Below are 19,522 nucleotides of genomic sequence, written 5' to 3' on the forward strand. Positions count from 1 at the left end.
GCAACGCGCGGCCTGCGCCGGGGTTGACAGCTGCGCCGCGTGGTCAGCGATGTCGACGTGGCTTCATCGGCATGAACACGCCGGATCAATCCGCGCGCAGCTGCGCCAGGAAGACGCGTCCGGCCGGTCCGGGCGGCGTGTCCTTGCGCCATACCGCACGCATCGGCATCTGCGCATAGCGCGGATCCGCATCGGCGATGCGCAGGCGCTTCAGGCGTCCGGCGGCGAGATCCTCTTCGACGATGTGCAGCGGCATGTGGCCCCAGCCCAGGCCCGCACGCAGGAAGGCGTGCTTCGCACCCAGGTCGGCCAGGCGCCAGGTGAGCGGCGAGAGCACCGCGAAATCGCGACCGGCCGTCAGCGGCGTGCGGTCGGTGAGCACCAGTTGCACATGCCTGGCCGCGGTCTTCACCGGCACGGTGCCGCGCTGCGCGGCCATCGCGTGCGTGGGCGCCGCGACCGTGACGAAGGGCACCGCCAGCAGCGGTTCCGCCACCAGGTCGGCGGGCAGGTCCGGCAGCGAGCCCACCACGCCGATGCGGCACGTGCCCTCCAGCACCGGCTGGATCACGCCCCCCAGCACCTCCACGTACAACCGCAGCGGCGTGTGCGGAAACGCCGCGCGGCTGTGGGTGGCGGCGCGCGTCAGCGCCTCCATGGGGAACATCACGTCCACGGCGACCGAAAGTTCGGGCTCGAGTCCTTCGGCCACGCTGCGGGCGCGCGCCTTGAAGGTGTCCATGTGTTCGGCGACCGCGCGCGCTTCGACCAGCAGCAGTCGGCCGGCCTCGGTCAGTTGCGGGTAGCGGGCGCTGCGGTCGAACAGGCCGACACCCAGCTGCAGTTCAAGGTTGGCCAGCGTCTGGCTGACCACCGACTGCGCGCGGCGCAGCTTGCGGCCCGCGGCGGAAAAGCTGCCCTGCTCGGCGGCAGCGATGAAGGTGCGGAGCTGGTCGAGCGTGACGGCGTCGAGCATATATCGCTCCTGACGATGGATATCATCGGAATATATAGGCTTCCGCGATGGGTCGCCACGGCCTAACCTGCGCACCGTACCCGCTGTACCCACCCATTCCCGGAGTCCACCATGTCCACCGTTACCGTCACCCCGACCACCCCCCGCGTTTCCGCCCTGCGTGGCGCCGCCGACCTCGCCGGCCGCAGCCTGCTGGCCTCCCTCTTCATCATCTCCGGCCTGGGCAAACTGGCCGCTTACGCCGGCACCGCCGGCTACATGGAATCGGTCGGCGTCCCCGGCGCGCTGCTGCCGCTGGTCATCGCGCTGGAAGTGCTGGGCGGCCTGGCCATCGTCGTCGGCTACAGGACCCGCGTGGTCGCCGGCCTGCTGGCGGTGTTCTCGATCGCCAGCGCGGTGCTGTTCCACAGCCAGCTGGGCGACCAGATCCAGCAGATCATGTTCCTGAAGAACTTCGCCCTGGCCGGCGGCTTCATCACCCTGGCCGCCCGCGGCGCCGGCGGCTGGAGCATCGACAACCGCTGACGCCGGTCCGCTCCACGCATCGCCCGGAACGCCGGCGCCTGCCGGCGTTCCGCGCGTCCGGCGCTTGCCCGCACGCGGGTACAAGCCTGCCCGGAAGCGGCATGCCAGCGTGCGCCCTGCCCCTTCGCGGAGTCCCCGCATGCGCCGCCGCCCTCTGCTCGCCCTCGGCATCGCCGTCCTGTCGATCGCCGGACCCGCCGTCGCCGCGGATACCGGTCGCCTCCCGGTGGCGCCGTTCGCCACCCTGCCCGCCGACGTGCGGCATCCGGAAAGCCTGGACGTGGACCCCGCGACCGGCGAGCTCTACGTCGGCACCTTCGACGCGCGCGCACCGGCGTCGGCACGCAACAACCAGCTGCTGCGCTTGGCCGCCGACGGCCGCGTGCTGGCGCAGCGCCGCTTCGGACCCACGCCACTGACCGGCGTGGCCTTCCACGACGGCCACGTCTACGTGCTGAACTTCGGCGCGTCGAAACTGCAGCGCCTGCCCGCACGATTCGATGCGGACAGCGCGGTCGAGGATGTCGCCGCCTTCGCGGCCCTGTCGCCGGCGGCGCCGCCGGCCCGGCGCATCGACAATCCCGATGGCAGCCAGGACACGATCACGTTCGGGTCGCAGGGTTTTCCGGCGATCAACGGCCTGGTGTTCGACCGCGCCGGCACGCTGTACGTCTCCGACTCGTTCCAGGGCGCGGTCTACCGCATCGCGAACGCAGCGACCTGCCGTCCGTGCAAGGTGGAGCTGTTCGCGCGCGATCCGCTGCTGGCGACGACCGGCGCATTGCCGTTCGGCGCGAACGGCATGGCCTTCAACGCCGACCAATCCATCCTCTACATCAACAACGCCGGCGACGGCCGCGTGCTGCGCAAGCCGATGCCGGACGGCGCCATCGGCGTGCTGGCCGACGGCGTGTACGGTGCCGACGGCCTGCTCTTCCACGCCGGCCTGCTGTGGGTGTCGGCCAACCAGATCGATACGCTGGTGGCGCTGGACGAGCGAGGTCGCGTGCGCCATCGCGCCGGCGACTTCGCCGGCGTGGACGCGCAGGGCGCACCGCGCGGCCTGCTGTTTCCTGCGGCCAGCGCCGTGCAGGGGCGCCGCATGATCGTCGCCAACCTCGCCCTTCCGCTCAGCGCCGCGACCGGCGACGAGTGGGAAGAGGACATCACCCGCTGGAACCTCATGCAGTTCGAGCTTCCCGAGCCGCCCGCCCCTGCCCCCTGAGGAACATGCCATGCTCAACGTCACGCCGTTCGGTTGGTTGCATACCGCCATCAGCCTGGTCTCGCTGTTCGGCGGCCTGTACGCGCTGCTGCGCTACCACGACATCCGCTACGCGACCCCGCTGGGCAAGGCGTATACCTGGTTCACCGTCGCGACCTGCCTGACCAGCTTCTTCCTGATGCGCACCGGCAGGCTCAGCGAAGCGCATGGCCTGACCGTGCTGACGCTGGTCGTGCTGGCGGCGGCCGTGCTGCTGGGGCGCAACGCCGTGCCCGGATCGTGGCGGCACGTCGCCTCCGCCTTGGCGTTCACCCTGACCGTGTACTTCCATTTCATTCCCGGTTTCACCGAAACGCTGACGCGCGTGCCGATCGGCGCGCCGCTGGTGTCCGGGCCGCAGGATCCGCTGCTGCAGAAGCTCGTGGGCGGCACCTTGATGGTGTTCCTGATCGGCATGGTGCTGCAGGTGCGCGCGCTGCGCCGCGCACGTACGGCGCTGGCCCAGCCTGCCACCTGAGCCGGCCGGACGCGGTGGCCATGCTGACCGCGCTGCCCACGCTGGACGGACTGCTCGAAGCGCACGCGGCGTCATTGGGCGAAGACGCCATCGGGTACCGCCACCATGCGTACCGGGTGGCGAACTTCTACTGGCTGTTGGCGCCGGGCGATGCGGAGGCGCTGGAGAAGCTGAGCATCGCCGTGGCCTTCCACGACCTGGGCATCTGGACGGCCGGCACGTTCGACTACCTGCCCCCGTCGCGCGAACTGGCGAGGGCCCACCTGCAGACCTCCGGCCGCACCGACTGGTGCGACGACGTCGACGCGATGATCGATGCGCACCACAAGGTCCGGCAGACGCCGCCGGGAACACGCGCCAGCGTGGAAACGTTCCGGCGCGCGGACTGGGTCGATGTCAGTCGCGGCCTGCGCCGTTTCGGCCTGCCGCGCGCCGCGGTGCGCGAGGTCATCGCCGCCTTCCCCAATGCGGGCTTCCACCGGCGCCTGGCGGCCCTGACGCTGCGGCGGCTGTGGCGGCATCCGCTGGACCCCCTGCCGATGATGCATTGGTGAGGGAACGGGCCGGCCCTCCCGCGCCGACGAACGGCCGTTGACTTATATAGTTAGGACTCCTAACTTATTGACATGAACGATCCGTCCTTCCAACGCAGGCAGGCCACGCGGGGCCTGGAACAGCTCGCCCACCTGGTGCGTGCGCAATCCTGGCGGCAGGACGGCACGCCTTCGCTGCCGCCGACCCAATCGGCCGTCCTGAGCATGCTCGAAGGCACGGCGGACGGCATGCGCGCGCGGCAGATCGCCGCACGCCTGGGCGTGTCGCCGGCCAGTCTCAGCGAATCGTTGAAGGCGATGGAAGGCAAGCGGTGGATCCGCCGCACGCCCGACCCCGTCGATGCGCGCGCCGCGCGCGTACGACTGACCGCGGCCGGATCGCGCATGGCGGTACAGTTGCAGCGCCCGGACCGGGGCATGGGCCCGCTGGTCGAGGCGCTGGGCGAAGCCGATCTCGGCGCATTGCTGCGCGTCACCCAGCTGCTGGTCAATGAAGCGCAGGAGCAGGGCCTGGCCACCGGCCTGCGGACCTGCCTGGGCTGCGAATTCTTCCGGCCGTTCGCCTCGGGCCGGCGCGATGCCCCACACGTCTGCGCGTTCGTCGACAAGCCGTTCGGCGACGCTGAACTACGGGTGGACTGTGCCGAGCAGCGGCCCGCCGACGACGACATCCGCCGCGGAAGCGTCCTTCGCTTCCGCCAACAGACTCCGCCCTAGGCGGAAAGAAGAAGGACGGCGCCCGACTGCAATCGGACGCCGCCCGGTACCTCCCACCCACCTACGAGAGCAAGCAAGAGGAACTTCATTATGCGCCAGAACACCCCCCGACGTTTCGCGTTGGCCGCCGCACTCGCGCTGGCCATCGGCGGCGTGCACGCCCACGACGGCGGCATCCCGTCTGCCGCCAACAAGGCGGTGACCGCCGATTTCGACATCGTCCATACCAGGATCACCACCGACAGGAACATCGCCACGTTCCACATGGCCGTGTCCGGCAAGGCCGGCAAGAGCACGCCTGCCGCCACCGGCAAGCTGGCCGGCAGCGACGTGTTCTCCTACGTGTGGCCGACCACCCTGGATCCCTACGAGGTCGGTTTCGAGAAGGGCGCCGGCATCCTGGCGATGGCGGTCACCGCGCATCCGGATTTCGACGACACGCCGCTGTACGACGAGAACGGCGACGGCAGGCGCGACAACGACGGCAACCTCTGGCACAGCCATTGGGTCGTGCTGAAGCCGAACGACGCCTGCGGTCCCGGCGCGCTGGGCGTGGTCGACATTCCCGAAGGCAGCAAGCCGCGCCTGCCCAAGACCTGGCCCGGCTTCCCGATCCTGCTCGACAGCCCGGGCTGGAGCCCGACGCTCAATGCCGGGACGGTGGAAGTGAAGGTGCCGTTCGACGATATCGGCGTGGTCACCGCTGGCGGCTTCGACGGTGTCACCGCGGGCCTGCGCGTCAACGCCAGCGTGCATGCGCCGCTGCTGTGCGTGGTGGACGTGTTCAAGGTCGCCTCCGGCAACCTCAGCCTGCCCGGCAAGCCCAACCAGTAAACCGGCTCCCGGCGCGGCCGGTCCATGCCGGACCGGCCGCGCGCCCCCGGAGACAATCTCCATGAACACCCTCGATCGCCCGGCGCCACCGTGGCAGGTGGACCGCTGGTTCAACACCTCCCGTCCGCTTTCGCTGGACGCACTCCGCGGCAAGGTCATCGTGCTGGAAGCCTTCCAGATGCTGTGCCCCGGCTGTGTGTCGCACGGCCTGCCGCAGGCCGCGCGCGTGCACGCGACGTTCCCCGCGGAGCAGGTGGCCGTGGTCGGACTGCACACCGTGTTCGAGCACCACGCGGCGATGACGCCGCTGGCGCTGGAAGCCTTCCTGCACGAGTACCGCATCCCGTTCCCGGTCGGCGTGGACCGACCCGGCGGGCAGGGCGGCATCCCGCAGACCATGGCGGCCTACGCCATGCGCGGCACGCCGACCCTGGTGCTGATCGACGCCCAAGGCCGTATCCGCCACCAGCACTTCGGCCAGGTCGGCGATCTGGTGCTGGGCGCGCAGGCCGCGGCGCTGGTGCTGGAGGCGCAGGGCAGTGCGCGGGCGTCGCCGCGGGCCCAGGACACCGTGCCGGGCTGCGGGCCCGAGGGCTGCGCCCTGCCCGCCTGACCCTTGGCCGGTCCCGTCCGTCGGCGGCGTTCGAATGGACACAGGGGCTTCACGGTGCGTTCGCGCCACTCACGGTTGGATAGCACCATGCCCCGCTCACCCGCTCCCGTGCCCTTCACGCTGCTCCACCGCCTGGGCTTCATGGGCCTGGGGATGACGCTGGCGGTGCTCGGCGGCGCCTTGTTCCCCTAGCGGATCAGGGCGACGGGGCGTGCGGGTCCAACTCCTCCGCCCAGGCAAGCGCCAGCCCCTGCTCATCCTGCGCGAACGTGCGCAGGTCGGTGTGCGGCAGCAGGTGCGCCGCGACCCCGGTGGCCGCCACCAGCCAGCGCTTGTCGGTGACCAGGGCTGCGCGCGCGAAACGGCCAAGCTCGCCCAGCTTGGAGGCCGCATAGCGCAGGTCCTTGCCGACGGCTTCCAGCGAAATGCCCTGCAGGTCGCTCAGGTCGCTGAGCACGGCGATGCGCGGGAACCGCGCCAACCGCGCCTCCAGGTCCGCGATGCAGGCGTCATAGTCCTCGCCCGTCAACTGGCCGGTGAAACGGTAGGCGGCGACGTGCGGCAGGCTGGCCAGGATTTCGATCATGCGTCCACTCCCTCATGCGGAAGCGGCGACCATAGCCGCCGCCGCGCACCAGGGTGTCAACAAGGCTTCACGAAGCTGGATCGCGGGCCACGTCGCGCCCCATCACCATCTCGATGACGCGCGAAGAACCACCCTCGTGGAAGCCCGTCCGCGGCGCGAACTCGCGCGGATTGTGGAAGGTGCCGAACAACAGGTCGAATACCGGAAGTTCGGAGTAGTTGTGCCGGTGCAGCCCTCGCGCATGGTGCCAGGAATGCATTTCCGGCCGCTCGACGAACCAGCCCAGCCAGCGTGGCGTGCGCACGTTGGTATGGGTCAGCATGGCCAGCAGCGTGGCCGCCAGCAGCGCCGCCGTGGTGGCTTCCGGACTGAGGCCGACGATCACCGTCAGGGCCAGGCTGCCCACGGCCGTCCAGCCCAACGTGTCCAGCGGGCTGAACCAGAACGCGCTGAAGGTATCCAGCCGCTCGGTGCTGTGGTGCAGCTGGTGGCCGAAGCGCCACAGCCAGTCGTTGCCGTGGATGGCGCGATGCCACGCATACGCGCAGGCCTGGTAGACCAGCAGACCCACCAGCCCACCGGCCGGCCACGCCAGATGGCTGAGGTCGAACAGCTGCAGCGGCAGCAGGAACCGGGTCCACAGCATGGGCAGGTACGAGGACAGCAGGAAGTAGAACACCGCCGCCAGCACGCCCCGCGTGCGCCAGCGGGCGATGCGCGGCAGGGTGCGCGCGGGGGCGATCGCCTCCCACAGCATCAGCATGGCGTACATGCCGAAGAAGGCGAAGGACAGCGGATGGAGAAGCAGTTCGAGGGGCGTTGGCATGGCGGTAACGGCTCTGGTCTACTACGGGGGAGGCGGCACGATACGGGCCCTCGCGCCGTGCCACCGCAGCCATTTCCGCCGCCAACCTGACATTTCCGTCATGCCGCGCCGCGAACGCCCCACCATCGCCCTGCTCGCCACCCACGGCGCCGCCGCCTCGGTGCTGTACGGCATGTACGACCTGTTCCACTCGGCCGGTCGCGACTGGCCCGCGATGATCGGCCTGCCCCCGGGCGAATCGGTCTTCCATCCGCTGATCGTGGCGCGCGACACCACCCCGCTGAACGTCGTCAACGACATCGTCGTCACCCCCCAGGCCGCCCTGCGCGACCTGCCCGCGCCCGACTACATCTGCATTCCCGACCTGGCGATCTATCCCGGCGACATCGTTCTGCACGGCTACGAAGAGGAAGCGCGCTGGCTGCGCGACTGCCACGCGCGCGGCAGCGTGATCGCCGCGGCCTGCACCGGCGCCATGCTGTTGGCCGAAACCGGGCTGCTCGATGGCCACGACGCCACCACGCACTGGGCGTATTGCGACGCGCTCGCCGCGCGCCACCCCAACGTGCGCGTGCACCCGCAGCGCGTGGTCGTCAGCGCCGGCCCCGACCAGCGGCTGGTGATGGGCGGCGGCGGTTCCAGCTGGCACGACCTGTCGCTTTACCTGATCGCGCGCGTGGCCGGGATCGAATGCGCCATGCAGACCGCGCGCGTGTTCCTGATCGACTGGCACCAGACCGGTCAACAGCCGTTCGCGAGCCTGGCGCGCACGCGGACGACGTCCGACGCGGCCGTCTCGCAGGCGCAGGTGTGGATCGCGCAGCACTACGACACGCCCTCGCCCGTCGCCGGCATGCTGCAGGCCAGCGGCCTGGCCGAGCGCACGTTCGCGCGCCGCTTCCAGCAGGCCACCGGACTGTCGCCGCTGGAATACGTGCACACGCTGCGCCTGGAGGAAGCCAAGCAGCAGTTGGAAGCCGGCGACGATGCCGTCGAAGCCATCGCCCAGGCCGTGGGCTACGAGGACGCGGCCTACTTCAGCCGGTTGTTCCGTCGCAAGGTGGGCCTGTCGCCCGCCCAGTACCGTCGGCGCTTCGGCGGCATGCGGCGGATGCTGCAGGAAGCAGGTACGCGCTAGCCGATCAGGCGCGGCGCAACGACCAGAAACCGATGTCGCGCCGCACGCGGTATCCCAGCCGCTCGTACAACGCCTTCGCCCGCACGTTTTCGTAGCTGACGTGCAGGAACGGCTGCCGCCCGTGCGCCAGGGTGTCGTTGCTCAGCCAGGCGGTGAGGCGCCGCGCGTAGCCATGGCCGTTGAAGTCCGGATGCGTGCAGATGGCGCTCATCTCGCGGTGGCCGTCGTCGCCGAGCCGCTCACCGATCATCGCGGCCAGGCGGCCATCGCGGTAGATGCCGAAGTAGCGCCCCATGTCCATGGTCCGCGTGCGGAAATAGTGCGGATACACCCGGGCGGTCAGCGCCAGCACGTCGGCGCGCTGCGCCTCGCCCAGCGGCGCGATCTCCGGGCCCTCCACCGGCGCCAGCGGCGCGTCGCAGACCATCTGCGCGAGCGGCCGGAAGGCCTGCAGCTGCCATCCTGCCGGCAGCGCGGGGACCACCCCGAGCAGGTACACCGACTCCCCCGGCGCCACCAGGCGTCCGAGCGCATCGCCCACGTGCACCCCCGCATGGGCCACGCCCAGGAAGGGCGCATGGTCGGCCGGATAGCGCGCCACGTCGCCGGCGCGCAGGGCGATGCCGGCGTGGATCGAAGCCAGGGCGGACCAGAACGGGTTGTCGAGGGGCGTCGTCATCGGCGTGCACGCGGCAGGAATCAGGATTATCCACGAAGGGCCCCCGGTGCATCCGACGGGGGCGCTCCGTATGCTGCGCGCATGACGACATCGCCCGCCTTCCGCTTCCTGCGCCGCGCCGCGACCCTGGCATGCGTCCTGCTGCTGGCCGGCTGCGTCACCGCCCCGCCCGCTCCCACGCGCCCTCCGGCGGACACGCGCAGCGAAATCGTGCGGCGCATGCCGGCGAAGGTGGCCGAGCGCGAGCGCTGGGCGGCCGACATCCAGACCGCCTTCGCCGCGCAGCGCATCGAACCCACCCGCGAAAACATCTGCTCGGTGCTGGCCATCATCGAGCAGGAATCCGGCTACGTCGCCAACCCGGCGGTCGCCAACCTGCCGAAGATCGCGCGCGCAGAGATCGACCGGCGTGCGGCCGCACTGCACGTACCGGCGTTCATGGTCGACGCGGCGCTGGCGATACGTTCGCCCGACGGCCGCCGCTACGCCGACCGCCTGCGCGACGTGCGCACCGAGCGCGACCTCAGCGACATCTACGAAGACATGATCGGCAGCGTACCCCTGGGCAGGCGGCTGTTCGCCGACTACAACCCCGTGCAGACCGGCGGGCCCATGCAGGTGAGCATCCCGTTCGCCGAAGCCAATGCCTCGCACTACCCGTATCCGGTCGAGGGCAGCATCCGCGACGAGGTCTTCACCCGGCGCGGCGGCCTGTACTTCGGCATCGCCCATCTGTTGGGCTACCGGACGCCGTACACCCGCAAGGTGCACCGCTTCGCCGACTACAACGCCGGCTGGTACGCCAGCCGCAATGCCGCATTCCAGAGTGCGGTGGGCATCGCGGCCGGCGTGACCCTGGCGCTCGATGGCGACCTGCTCGACCCGGGCGCCCCGATGGATGAGCCCGGGCAGACCGAACGCGCCGTGCGCAGCCTGGCCGGCCAGCTGCGCATGGATGAGCGCGCGATCCGCGAAGCCCTGCAGCGCGGCAACCGCCTCGATTTCGACGACACCGCGCTCTACGGCCGGCTGTATGCGCTGGCCGAGGCCCGCGCCGGCAGGCCGCTGCCGCGTGCGGTGATACCCGGGATCGCGCTGGAGAGCCCGAAGATCACCCGCGAGCTGACCACGGCCTGGTTCGCCACCCGCGTGGATGAGCGCTACCGGCGCTGCCTGCAGCGCTAGCCGCCCAGGCCCGCCCACCAACGGGCATAGGCCTGCCACGTGGCCGTGCCCGGCACCACGTGCATCAGCACGAAGTTCAGCGCGAACACCACGGCGACGAAGCGGAAGACGCCGCGTCCGCGCGGTGCGGCGCGGTCGAACCAGATCAACACCGCCAGTATCGCGAACGTCACCGCATAGCCTCCCCAGGAGGGATTGAAGCGCGCCCCCTCGGGCAGCAGCGCCAGCATCAGGCGGGCGGCCGCGGGATCGATCATCACCAGCGCAGTGGCGACCATGTAGCGCGCGTGCAGCGCCGGCTCGCGGCGATGGACGATGGCCAGGCCCCAGAACAGCGCCAGCATCAGCGACGCGGCGGTGCCCAGGTACAGCAGCATCGACTGCAGGCCGAACATCTCCGGCGGGGCGGCCGCCATGCGCAACTGCGACAGCCACAGCGCCGTCAGCAGCACGCCGGGCATCACGCCGTAGGAGAACTGGCCCACCTGCCGGTGCAGCGCCGTGCGCCGCGTGCGGATCAGCCAGGGCTGCACCAGCAGCATCGCCATCCAGGCCAGCATCAGGCCGGCATGCAGGTGGGTGACCGCATCGGCCAAGTCCAGCCTGCTGAAATAGGTCTTCCAGAAGCCCACACCCACCAGGGCCAGCAGAGCCCACATCCATACGCCGCTGCCGATGCCCCATGGGCCCGGCCGGCGCACTGCCGCGCCCGTTGCAGAAACCGCCATCACGCCACCTTCGTCCTGATCGTGGCAGGTTGAACGCCCCGGCCGGCAGGCACCGGCCAACCGCCTGTCGAATTCCGCCTCGCCCGTTCGTCGCGTTCAGGAAGGCGCCATCCCGGCGCCGTGCTTCCGGAGGTTTCCCCATGCCGTACATCGACGGTTTCGTGGCCGCGGTGCCCACCGCCAACAAGCAGAAGTTCATCGACCACGCCAGCCTGGGCGACCCCGTGTTCATCGAACAGGGCGCCACCCGCGTGGTCGAGTGCTGGGGCGACGACGTGCCGGACGGCAAGGTCACCGACTTCCGCCGCGCCGTGCAGGCCTCGCCCGAGGAGAGCGTGGTGTTTTCGTGGATCGAATGGCCCGACAAGGCCACGCGCGACGCGGGCATGAAGAAGATGATGGACGACCCGCGCATGTCGCCGGAGAACAATCCCATGCCGTTCGACGGCAAGCGCCTGATCTACGGCGGTTTCGTGCCGACGCTGGAACTGGGCGACGGCGCCACGCCCTCGTCTTACGTGGACGGCTTCATCCTCGCCGCGCCGACCGGGGGCAAGGCGGCGTTCACCGACTACGCCACCACCTTCGACACCCTCTTCATGGGCTTCGGCGCCACCCGCATCATCGAAGGCTGGGGCGACGACGTGCCGCGCGGCAAACAGACGGATTTCTTCCGCGCGGTGGAGGCCAGGGACGACGAGACCGTCGCGTTCTCGTGGGTGGAATGGCCGGACAAGGCCACGCGCGATGCCGGCATGCGGAAGATGATGGAAGACCCGCGCATGGACCCTTCCAACAAGGACAATCCGCCGATGCCGTTCGACGGCCAGCGCATGGTGTTCGGTGGATTCACCCCGGTGGTGGAACTGCGCGGCTAGGGTTCGCAAGCGCCATCGCCCGTCACGCCCTGCGCTGGATGTATCAGCATGCACCGGGAGAACGGCGATGGCCTGCGAAACCGGAGGGCTCGGCCCGGTGCGTGCGGGCCCATGGCGGTCGACAAGCCGCGCTGGGCGTCCGAACGCTTGTCGATCAGGACCTCGGGCCGCAACCGGGACATCGGAAAAACGATGCAGGTTTCAGTGCCCCGTGTAGATGCGTTTCAATGCCAGCAGCAGCGCGTCCATTTCCTCCCTTCCGAAAAGGGCGGTGAAACGTTGTTCATGCTGGTCGATAAGCTTGCGCGCCTGCGCGAGGATCGCTGTTCCTGCCTTCGTCAGATGAAGTTCCTGGCGCCGGCGGTCTGCCACGGAGGGCTGGCGCTCGATCAGGTCCCGGGATGCCAGTCGATTGACCAGGGCCATCATCGTTGCCCGGTCGGTACCGAGCGTGTTGGCCAGATCGATCTGCGACGAGCCGGGATTGCCCTCGAGCAACTCCATCACCGCCAGTTGCTTCTGCGTCAGACCCAGTTCGGCCATGGTCTCGGCAAAATCGCGATAGACCGCGACATGCGCCATGCGCAGGTGGAACCCCAGCAGACCGCCTAGCCGGCCGACGTCGAGCCCCGGCGCGGCAGCGTCTGCACTCTCGATATGGTTCTGGTGTGGTTTTGTATCCATCGTTCCTTCAAGACCTTGGTCGGTTCGGCCCGTCCGGGCCTCACCTTCGGCGGCGCAGCGGTCCGGTCCGCCCGCAAGCCCTGCTGGATCGTGACCCCCAGGCCTCGTCGTTGCCCGGCAGGGCACGCCACATCTTCTCGCGCGCGGCTCCCGCTTCGCCTCGCCGTACGCCTCCAGCCCTTCGGGCTGCCGCTGGTGCTGCTCGCGCACATCCCCGGGCGTGGCGCGCAGCACATTCTCCGGCCCGCGCCTGGAGCGCGGCATGTCCAACGGCCGGCTGGCCCGGGCCGTCGTCCTGTCCTGGATGATCTCCAGCACCCGCGCCGCACCCTTCATCGCTCGACCGCTTCTTCCATCACCCGGCTCATGGCGTCTCCTCTCAAAGGTAACACCTGAACAGGCAATCGCGGGGGCAGTGCCCGCCTCGCCAAGCCTCAGGACCCTCGGAATCCGTCGTTTGGTCGATATCCGTGTCGTGGCGGCCGGCCATATTTTCCCGCGCTCATCCGACCGTCGGTTCTGCTGCAGAGGCCCTTGCATTCCGTCCAGAAAATATTAGTATGTGTTGCATACAATTTGCTGCCTGTCGCGGAAGGGCGGCAGGCATGGGAGGAGAGAATGGCCCCGTTCTTTTCCGGCATGGCTTCACCGGTGGATTGCGGACTGGTGAAGGACGATCCGATCCTTTACCGCGCCCGCGTCGCGCCGGATCGTCCGGCCCTGTTCGAGATCGCCACCGGCAGGCAGCTCACCTACGCCGCGCTCGATGCCCGCGTCGCCCGCTGCGCGGGCTTCCTGCAGGCGTTGCTCGGGCCACGGCAGGACGGCGCACGTGTCGCCATGCTGGCGCGCAACGCCATGGACTCGTTAGTGCTCGCCTTCGCCTGCCAGCGCGCCGGCGCCGTGTACGTGCCACTCAACTGGCGCCTCAACGCCACCGAGCTTCGGCCGATCCTTGCCGATTGCGCGCCCGCGCTCCTGGTCCACGACGAGGAATTTGCGGCAACCGCGGAAAGCATCGCGGGCGCCGTCCCGCAGATGACGACGCTATCCACCGCGGAGGGTCGGGACGGCCTGGCCGCGCGGATCGAGGCGGGCGTCCCGGTCGGACCGGTGCCCGCCGACGCCGACGCGGCCTGCGTCCTGCTTTACACGTCGGGTACGACGGGGCAGCCGAAGGGCGTCATCATCACCCGTCGCAACGCCTTCTTCGCCGCCCTCAATTTTTCCTTCGCCGGAGAGATCGGCCCCGGCTCGGTCGCCCTGTGCGACCTGCCGTTCTTCCACACGATCGGGCTGATCGCGGTCGCGCGCACCACCTTGATGCTGGGCGGCAGGCTCGTCATCTCCGACCGCTTCACCCCGGCCAGGACGCTGGCAGCGCTTGCCGATCCGCAGCTTGCCATTACCCATTACTTCGCGGTGCCGCAGATCGCGCTCGCGTTGCGCGACGATCCCACCTATAGCGCCGCAGCGCTCGCCGGGCTTCGCGCCTTCATCGTGGGTGGCGCGCCGCTCACCCAGGCGCTGACCGAGAGCTATCTCGCCGACGGCGTTGCCCTGGTCAACGGTTACGGCATGAGCGAGGCGGGAACGGCGCTGCATGTGCCGATCGACCGGCGCGCGGTCGAGGACAATCCCGGCAGCGTCGGCCTTCCCGCGCCGTTGCTCGACATCCGCATCGTCGACGATGAGGGTCGCGAAGTGAAGGAGGGCGAGATCGGCGAATTCTGGCTGCGCGGGCCGTCGGTGACGCCCGGCTACTGGAACAAGCCGCAGGAAACCGCTGCCGCCTTCACCGACGGCTGGTACCGCACCGGCGATCTCGGCCGACGCGGGCCAAACGGCTTCTACAGCATCGTCGAACGGCTGAAGGACATGTATATCAGCGGCGGCGAGAATGTCTACCCCGCCGAAATCGAAGCGGCGCTCGCCACCCATCCGGACGTGCTCGACGCCGCGGTGGTCGGCGTTCCCGACAGCCGCTGGGGCGAATGCGGCATCGCCCATGTCGTGCTGCGGCCCGGCGCGACGGCAACCGGCGAAGAGATCGCCGGTCATTGCGCGGCACGGCTCGCCGCCTTCAAGCGCCCGGCCCGCATCCTCCTTGTCGACACCATTCCCCGCACCGCCTCCGGCAAGGTGCAGAAGCATCTTCTGCGCCATTTCCATCCCGACCAGACCCTGCAACGGAACCCTTCGTGAAGCGCCCCGGCCTTTCACTCGAAACCCATGGAGTGCCCCAATGACTGAAATGAAATCCCTTGTCCTTGTCGAATTCGACAACGGCATCGCCTTCGTGACCCTCAACCGCCCGGAGAAGCGCAATGCGATGAACCCGGCCCTGAACGCCCGGATGCTCGAAGTGCTCGACGAGCTCGAAGGGGACGAGCGCTGCGGCGTCCTGGTCCTGCGCGGCGCCGGCGCATCCTGGTCGGCCGGCATGGATCTGAAGGAATACTTCCGCGAAAACGACGGCAAGCCACGCGACGCCACGTTGAAGGCGCGGCGCCAGTCCGGCGGCTGGTGGAGCCGGCTGATGTATTTCGAGAAGCCGACGATCGCCATGGTCAACGGCTGGTGCTTCGGCGGCGCCTTCACGCCGCTGGTTTCCTGCGATCTCGCCATCGCTGCCGAGGAAGCGAATTTCGGCCTGTCCGAAATCAACTGGGGCATCCTGCCGGGCGGCAACGTCACCCGCGCGGTCGCCGAGGTGATGCGCCACCGCGACGCTCTCTACTACATCATGACCGGCGAACTTTTCGGCGGACGCAAGGCCGCGGAAATGGGCCTGGTCAACGAGGCCGTGCCGCTTGCGGACCTGGAAACCCGGGTCCGCGCGATCTGCGCCAGCCTGCTGGAAAAGAACCCTGTCACCCTGAAGGCCGCCAAGGACACCTACAAGCGCGTGCGCGACCTGCCGTGGGACCTCGCCGACGACTACATCTACGCCAAGCTGGAGCAGATGCTGTTTCTCGACAAGACCAAGGGACGCGACGAGGGGCTGAAGCAGTTCCTCGACGACAAGACCTACCAGCCGGGGCTCGGCGCCTACAAACGCAACCGCTGAACACCGCCGGCCCACTGGGTGGATCCTCCGACCCTGATCCTCGACCCCGCGGAGGAACTGCATGAGCCATGTCACCGCGGAAGGCCTGCCCTTCGGCGGCGTCGGCCATTCCGGCATGGGCGCCTATCACGGCAAGTTCGATTTCCTGACCTTCTCGTATCCGCGCGCGGTCTATCACCAGAGCAGGATGGCGGAAGCGGAACACATGATGCACCCGCCTTTCGGCGATGCCATGCGTGGCCTTCTGCAGGCCGCGATCTGCACGTAGTGACCGCGGCGATAGCGGACAGCATCCGGCTTTCGTGCCCGGCATGGACGCGCACAGGGAACGCCGTGCACCCCGCGTAGCGAGCGTTCCGCGATACCGTCTTCAACCCGTTCAACCTGGCGCCGCTTCCGCTGGAGCCAGCGGACCGTTACGGTATCCGCCTCCCGGCACGGAGATGGAAGATGACCCGGACAGGCCGATGCCGCTGCGGCGCGGTGCGTTACACGCTGAGCGCGGAGCCCTTTGCCGTGCGACTGTGCTGGTGCCGCGACTGCCAGTACTGGACCACCGGCAACGCCGCGGTGAACCTGCTGGTACCGCGCGCGGCCGTGCAGGTGGAGGGCGGACTGAGTGGCTGGGAGAGCGTTGCCGAGAGCGGCAACCACATGCGGCGCTCGTTCTGCCCGCGCTGCGGCACGCCGATGTTCAGCCAGGCGCGCGAGAACACCGAACGCATGGTGATCCGGGCCGGCACGCTCGACGATGCCACCGGCATCGCGCCGACCACCGTCATCTGGACCGACTCGGCGCCGGCTTGGGCGGTCATCGACCCGGCGCTGCAGGCGTTCCCCCGTCAACCCTGAGAAAGGCGGCCCCCTCCTTCACATTGTCGAACGCGCGGCGTGGATAGCCGCGGCGTTAGCACGCAAATGGTTCGTCATGCGAAGACGACGTGAAAATCCGCACCACGGCTGTGCGCGGCGCGCGAAGCGTATCGAATAACGAAGGTTACTTTCGTGCTTCTGTGATTCGTCGTGTGACACGCGCCGCACTTCGTGTGGATTCCCGGCCCCTATGGTGCAGACGCCGTGCCGCGATGCGTCATCGCGACACCGGACAGAGGGCCTCCACCACCACACTTCGTTCAGGGGCGCGACACATGGGCAAGACAGCGGAACCGTACGTACGAATGACCCGGGCGCCGTTGGCGTCCGCCGTGAAATGGGGCCTGGCGGCCATGCTGTTCGGCAGCGGTACCGCCGCCGCGCAAACCACGGAGACACCGCCCCCGCCCACACCCACCGCCACCGAAGAAGCGACGACACTGGACACCGTGTCGGTGCTCGGCAGCCGCGGCCAACCGCGCAGTGTTTCCTCTTCGGCCGTGCCGATCGACATCATCGGCGCGGAGGAATTCCGCAACCAGGGTTCCACCGACGCGCTCGACCAGCTGCGCGTGCTGGTGCCCTCCTTCAATGTCAGCACCATCCCGATCGACGACGCGGCCAGCCTGATCCGTCCGGCCAACCTGCGCGGACTGCCACCGGACAACACGCTGGTGCTGGTCAACGGCAAGCGCTTCCACCGTTCGGCGGTGATCACCTTCCTCGGCCACGGCCTGTCCGACGGCTCGCAGGGCCCCGATCTTTCCGTCTTCCCGTCGCTCGCGCTGGAACAGGTGGAAGTGCTGCGTGATGGCGCGGCCGCGCAGTACGGTTCCGATGCCATCGCCGGCGTCATCAACTTCGGCTTGAAGAAGATCAGCGAAGGCGGGGCATTCGAAGCCTTCGCCGGCCAGTATTACGAAGGCGACGGCTTCACTACCCAGTACTCCGCGCAGATCGGTCTGCCGCTCACGGCGCGCGGCTATGCGACGCTGACCGCCGAATGGCGCCAGGCGGACGACACCTCGCGCAGCGTGCAGCGCAACGACGCCGCCGCGGCGATCGCCGCCGGGTATCCGGGCGTGCCGGTGCCGGCGCAGATCTGGGGCTCGCCGAAGGTCGACGATGACCTGAAGTTCGTCGCCAACCTCGGTATCAGCGGCGACAGCGTGGACGTGTACCTGTTCGGCAACTACGCCCAGCGCGAAGTCGATGGCGGCTTCTACTTCCGCGACCCGACCGCGCGCTCGGGCGTCTACTCCAACGACGGCGGGGCGACGCTGCTGATCGGCGACACCACCGGCGCCGGGGGTTGCCCGACCATCGCCCTGCGCGACGGCGCCGGCAACCTGATTCCGTATAGCACCGTGAGCGCCGCGGTCGCGGCCCTGCCTTCGAACTGCTTCACTTTCCTCTCCACCCTGCCCGGGGGCTTCACGCCCCGCTTCGGTGGCAGCCTGGAAGACATGTCCGTGGTCGGCGGCGTGAAGGGCACCTGGGGCAATGCCTGGCACTGGGATGCCAGCGTCACCTACGGCCGCAACGACATCGACTTCGTCATCTACAACACGGTCAACGCCTCGCTGGGCGCGGCGCAGCCCGCGGGCCTGCGCTTCAGTCCCGGCGGCAACACCCAGACCGAGAAAGGCGTGAACTTCGACGTCGGTCGTGACATCGAGACATCGTTCACGGCGCAGCCGGTGCGTCTGTCGGCCGGCGCGGAGTGGCGGGAGGAAAGCTTCGAAGTGAAGGCCGGCGATGCGGCTTCGACCGGCATCGGTCCGCTGACCGAACAAGGCTTCGCGCTGGGCTCGAACGGCTTCAACGGCTTCAACCCGCGCACCGCCGGTGAATGGGACCGCAAGAACTGGGCCGTCTACCTCGACATGGAAGCGCAGTTCACCGAGCAGTGGTTGCTGGCCGCCGCGATCCGCCACGAGGACTTCGATGACTTCGGCAGCACCACCAACGGCAAGCTGACGGCGCGTTTCGACGTCTCCGACACCTTCGCCCTGCGCGGCGCCTACAACACGGGCTTCCGCGCGCCCACGCCCGGGCAGGCGAACATCAGCCAGATCAGCACGGCGTTCAACGGCAGCGTGCTGGAGGACATCGCCACGCTGCCGCCCACCAATCCCATCGCCATCCTGAAAGGCTCCCGCCCGCTGACCCCGGAAGAGTCGAAGAACCTCTCCCTGGGCATGGTGTGGAGCAGCGGCGACTGGCTGGTCACGCTGGACGGCTACCGCATCGAGGTGGAAGACCGCATCGCACTCAGCACCAGCTTCGCGCTGACGCCCGAAGAGCGCGACGCCCTGGTCGACTCCGGCAATCCGGAAGCCGCGTCGTTGAGTTCGGTCACCTACTTCGGCAACGCCTTCGATACCACCACGACCGGCGTCGACCTGGTGGCCAGCGTGGAGACGGACCACTTCGGCGGCACGACCACCTATTCGCTCGCGGCGAACTGGAACAAGACCGAGGTCGACCGCTACGACCCGGACTTCATCGACGAGGCCCGCGTCTACAAGATCGAGGAATCGCTGCCGAAGACCAAGGGCTACTTCAGCGTCAACCACAAGCGGGAGGTCTTCCACGCCAACCTCCGCCTGGGCTACTACGGCTCCTGGTACGAGGACCACCTGGACAGCGGCGCGATCACCGTGGAAGACGGTGGCCTGCCGATCTACGAGGACAGCACGGTCATCGTGGATGCCGAAGTCGGCTGGACGTTCGCTTCCGGTCTGTACGTCAACGTCGGCGCACAGAACCTGTTCGACGAAACCCCGGACGACAATCCCTGGGGCGCGGCGGTCGCCGGTGCGGCCTACCCGGTGCACTCGCCCTATGGCTTCAACGGGGGTTTCTACTACGCCCGCGTGGGCTGGAAGTTCTGATCGCCGCATGCCGGTGC

General features: G+C 68.9%; 21 protein-coding genes and 1 pseudogene. 16 read left to right on the top strand and 6 right to left on the bottom strand.

Going from position 1 to position 19,522, the window contains the following annotated elements:
* Positions 1 to 85: 85 nt before the first annotated feature.
* Entirely contained in the window at positions 86 to 976 is an 891-nt protein-coding gene (locus MUU77_RS13065; protein ID WP_245087632.1) for a LysR family transcriptional regulator, read from the bottom strand.
* Positions 977 to 1,087: 111 nt separating this feature from the next.
* On the opposite strand from MUU77_RS13065, the gene MUU77_RS13070 reads away from it, so the two are divergent.
* The 7 genes from MUU77_RS13070 (at position 1,088) to MUU77_RS13100 (ending at position 5,961) form a co-directional block, all read left to right on the top strand.
* Positions 1,088 to 1,501 (top strand): DoxX family protein, encoded by a 414-nt coding sequence (locus MUU77_RS13070; RefSeq protein ID WP_245087636.1) that lies wholly within the window; start codon positions 1,088 to 1,090, stop codon positions 1,499 to 1,501.
* 139 nt (positions 1,502 to 1,640) lie between these two features.
* A complete protein-coding gene (locus tag MUU77_RS13075) occupies positions 1,641 to 2,726 on the top strand; it encodes a hypothetical protein (protein WP_245087638.1) in 1,086 nt (361 codons plus the stop codon).
* Positions 2,727 to 2,736: 10 nt separating this feature from the next.
* Positions 2,737 to 3,243 (top strand): hypothetical protein, encoded by a 507-nt coding sequence (locus tag MUU77_RS13080; protein WP_245087640.1) that lies wholly within the window; start codon positions 2,737 to 2,739, stop codon positions 3,241 to 3,243.
* Between the two features lie 20 nt (positions 3,244 to 3,263).
* Complete coding sequence (locus MUU77_RS13085) at positions 3,264 to 3,797, top strand: hypothetical protein (protein WP_245087643.1); 534 nt, start codon at positions 3,264 to 3,266, stop codon at positions 3,795 to 3,797.
* 72 nt (positions 3,798 to 3,869) lie between these two features.
* On the top strand, positions 3,870 to 4,514 hold the full coding sequence (locus MUU77_RS13090) for a MarR family winged helix-turn-helix transcriptional regulator (RefSeq protein WP_245087647.1): 645 nt from the start codon (positions 3,870 to 3,872) through the stop codon (positions 4,512 to 4,514).
* 90 nt (positions 4,515 to 4,604) lie between these two features.
* The gene (locus MUU77_RS13095; protein WP_245087650.1) at positions 4,605 to 5,348 is read left to right on the top strand and encodes a hypothetical protein; all 744 of its coding nucleotides are present in this window, start codon (positions 4,605 to 4,607) and stop codon (positions 5,346 to 5,348) included.
* 61 nt (positions 5,349 to 5,409) lie between these two features.
* The gene (locus MUU77_RS13100; protein WP_245087653.1) at positions 5,410 to 5,961 is read left to right on the top strand and encodes a redoxin domain-containing protein; all 552 of its coding nucleotides are present in this window, start codon (positions 5,410 to 5,412) and stop codon (positions 5,959 to 5,961) included.
* Positions 5,962 to 6,157: 196 nt separating this feature from the next.
* Here MUU77_RS13100 and MUU77_RS13105 read toward each other — a convergent pair whose 3' ends face one another.
* A complete protein-coding gene (locus MUU77_RS13105) occupies positions 6,158 to 6,547 on the bottom strand; it encodes an STAS/SEC14 domain-containing protein (protein ID WP_245087657.1) in 390 nt (129 codons plus the stop codon).
* Between the two features lie 67 nt (positions 6,548 to 6,614).
* Entirely contained in the window at positions 6,615 to 7,373 is a 759-nt protein-coding gene (locus MUU77_RS13110; protein ID WP_245087660.1) for a sterol desaturase family protein, read from the bottom strand.
* A gap of 100 nt (positions 7,374 to 7,473) precedes the next feature.
* Here MUU77_RS13110 and MUU77_RS13115 point away from each other — a divergent pair, with 100 nt between their 5' ends.
* Positions 7,474 to 8,511: a helix-turn-helix domain-containing protein gene (locus MUU77_RS13115; RefSeq protein ID WP_245087662.1), complete on the top strand. Its 1,038-nt coding sequence runs from the start codon at positions 7,474 to 7,476 to the stop codon at positions 8,509 to 8,511.
* Between the two features lie 4 nt (positions 8,512 to 8,515).
* On the opposite strand, the gene MUU77_RS13120 is transcribed toward MUU77_RS13115, so the two are convergent.
* A complete protein-coding gene (locus tag MUU77_RS13120; protein WP_245087665.1) occupies positions 8,516 to 9,190 on the bottom strand; it encodes a GNAT family N-acetyltransferase in 675 nt (224 codons plus the stop codon).
* An 81-nt stretch (positions 9,191 to 9,271) separates the two neighbouring features.
* On the opposite strand from MUU77_RS13120, the gene MUU77_RS13125 reads away from it, so the two are divergent.
* Positions 9,272 to 10,375: a DUF1615 domain-containing protein gene (locus MUU77_RS13125; RefSeq protein ID WP_245087668.1), complete on the top strand. Its 1,104-nt coding sequence runs from the start codon at positions 9,272 to 9,274 to the stop codon at positions 10,373 to 10,375.
* Here the strand turns inward: MUU77_RS13125 and MUU77_RS13130 are convergent.
* On the bottom strand, positions 10,372 to 11,103 hold the full coding sequence (locus MUU77_RS13130; RefSeq protein WP_245087670.1) for a hypothetical protein: 732 nt from the start codon (positions 11,101 to 11,103) through the stop codon (positions 10,372 to 10,374). The genes MUU77_RS13125 and MUU77_RS13130 overlap by 4 nt on opposite strands.
* Before the next feature lie 140 nt (positions 11,104 to 11,243).
* On the opposite strand from MUU77_RS13130, the pseudogene MUU77_RS13135 reads away from it, so the two are divergent.
* Positions 11,244 to 11,606 (top strand): annotated as a pseudogene (locus MUU77_RS13135) (DUF1428 domain-containing protein); the annotation flags it as partial.
* Positions 11,592 to 11,981, top strand: coding sequence for a DUF1428 domain-containing protein (locus MUU77_RS13140; RefSeq protein WP_245094470.1), 390 nt, complete (start codon positions 11,592 to 11,594; stop codon positions 11,979 to 11,981). The pseudogene MUU77_RS13135 and the gene MUU77_RS13140, both read left to right, overlap by 15 nt.
* A 201-nt stretch (positions 11,982 to 12,182) precedes the next feature.
* Here the strand turns inward: MUU77_RS13140 and MUU77_RS13145 are convergent, their stop codons facing one another.
* Complete coding sequence (locus MUU77_RS13145; protein ID WP_245087673.1) at positions 12,183 to 12,983, bottom strand: MarR family winged helix-turn-helix transcriptional regulator; 801 nt, start codon at positions 12,981 to 12,983, stop codon at positions 12,183 to 12,185.
* Positions 12,984 to 13,283: 300 nt separating this feature from the next.
* Between MUU77_RS13145 and MUU77_RS13150 the strand changes: the two genes are divergently transcribed.
* From MUU77_RS13150 to MUU77_RS13170, 5 genes are all read left to right on the top strand, one after another.
* The gene (locus MUU77_RS13150) at positions 13,284 to 14,870 is read left to right on the top strand and encodes an AMP-binding protein (protein ID WP_245087675.1); all 1,587 of its coding nucleotides are present in this window, start codon (positions 13,284 to 13,286) and stop codon (positions 14,868 to 14,870) included.
* A gap of 40 nt (positions 14,871 to 14,910) precedes the next feature.
* Positions 14,911 to 15,735, top strand: coding sequence for a p-hydroxycinnamoyl CoA hydratase/lyase (locus MUU77_RS13155; RefSeq protein WP_305852514.1), 825 nt, complete (start codon positions 14,911 to 14,913; stop codon positions 15,733 to 15,735).
* 61 nt (positions 15,736 to 15,796) lie between these two features.
* A complete protein-coding gene (locus tag MUU77_RS13160) occupies positions 15,797 to 16,003 on the top strand; it encodes a hypothetical protein (RefSeq protein WP_245087681.1) in 207 nt (68 codons plus the stop codon).
* Positions 16,004 to 16,185: 182 nt separating this feature from the next.
* Complete coding sequence (locus tag MUU77_RS13165) at positions 16,186 to 16,587, top strand: GFA family protein (protein WP_245087683.1); 402 nt, start codon at positions 16,186 to 16,188, stop codon at positions 16,585 to 16,587.
* A gap of 326 nt (positions 16,588 to 16,913) precedes the next feature.
* Positions 16,914 to 19,505, top strand: a complete 2,592-nt coding sequence (locus MUU77_RS13170; protein ID WP_245087686.1) for a TonB-dependent receptor — start codon at positions 16,914 to 16,916, stop codon at positions 19,503 to 19,505.
* Positions 19,506 to 19,522 lie beyond the last annotated feature (17 nt).

Source organism: Pseudoxanthomonas sp. F37 (genome assembly GCF_022965755.1).
Taxonomy (GTDB): Bacteria; Pseudomonadota; Gammaproteobacteria; order Xanthomonadales; family Xanthomonadaceae; genus Pseudoxanthomonas_A.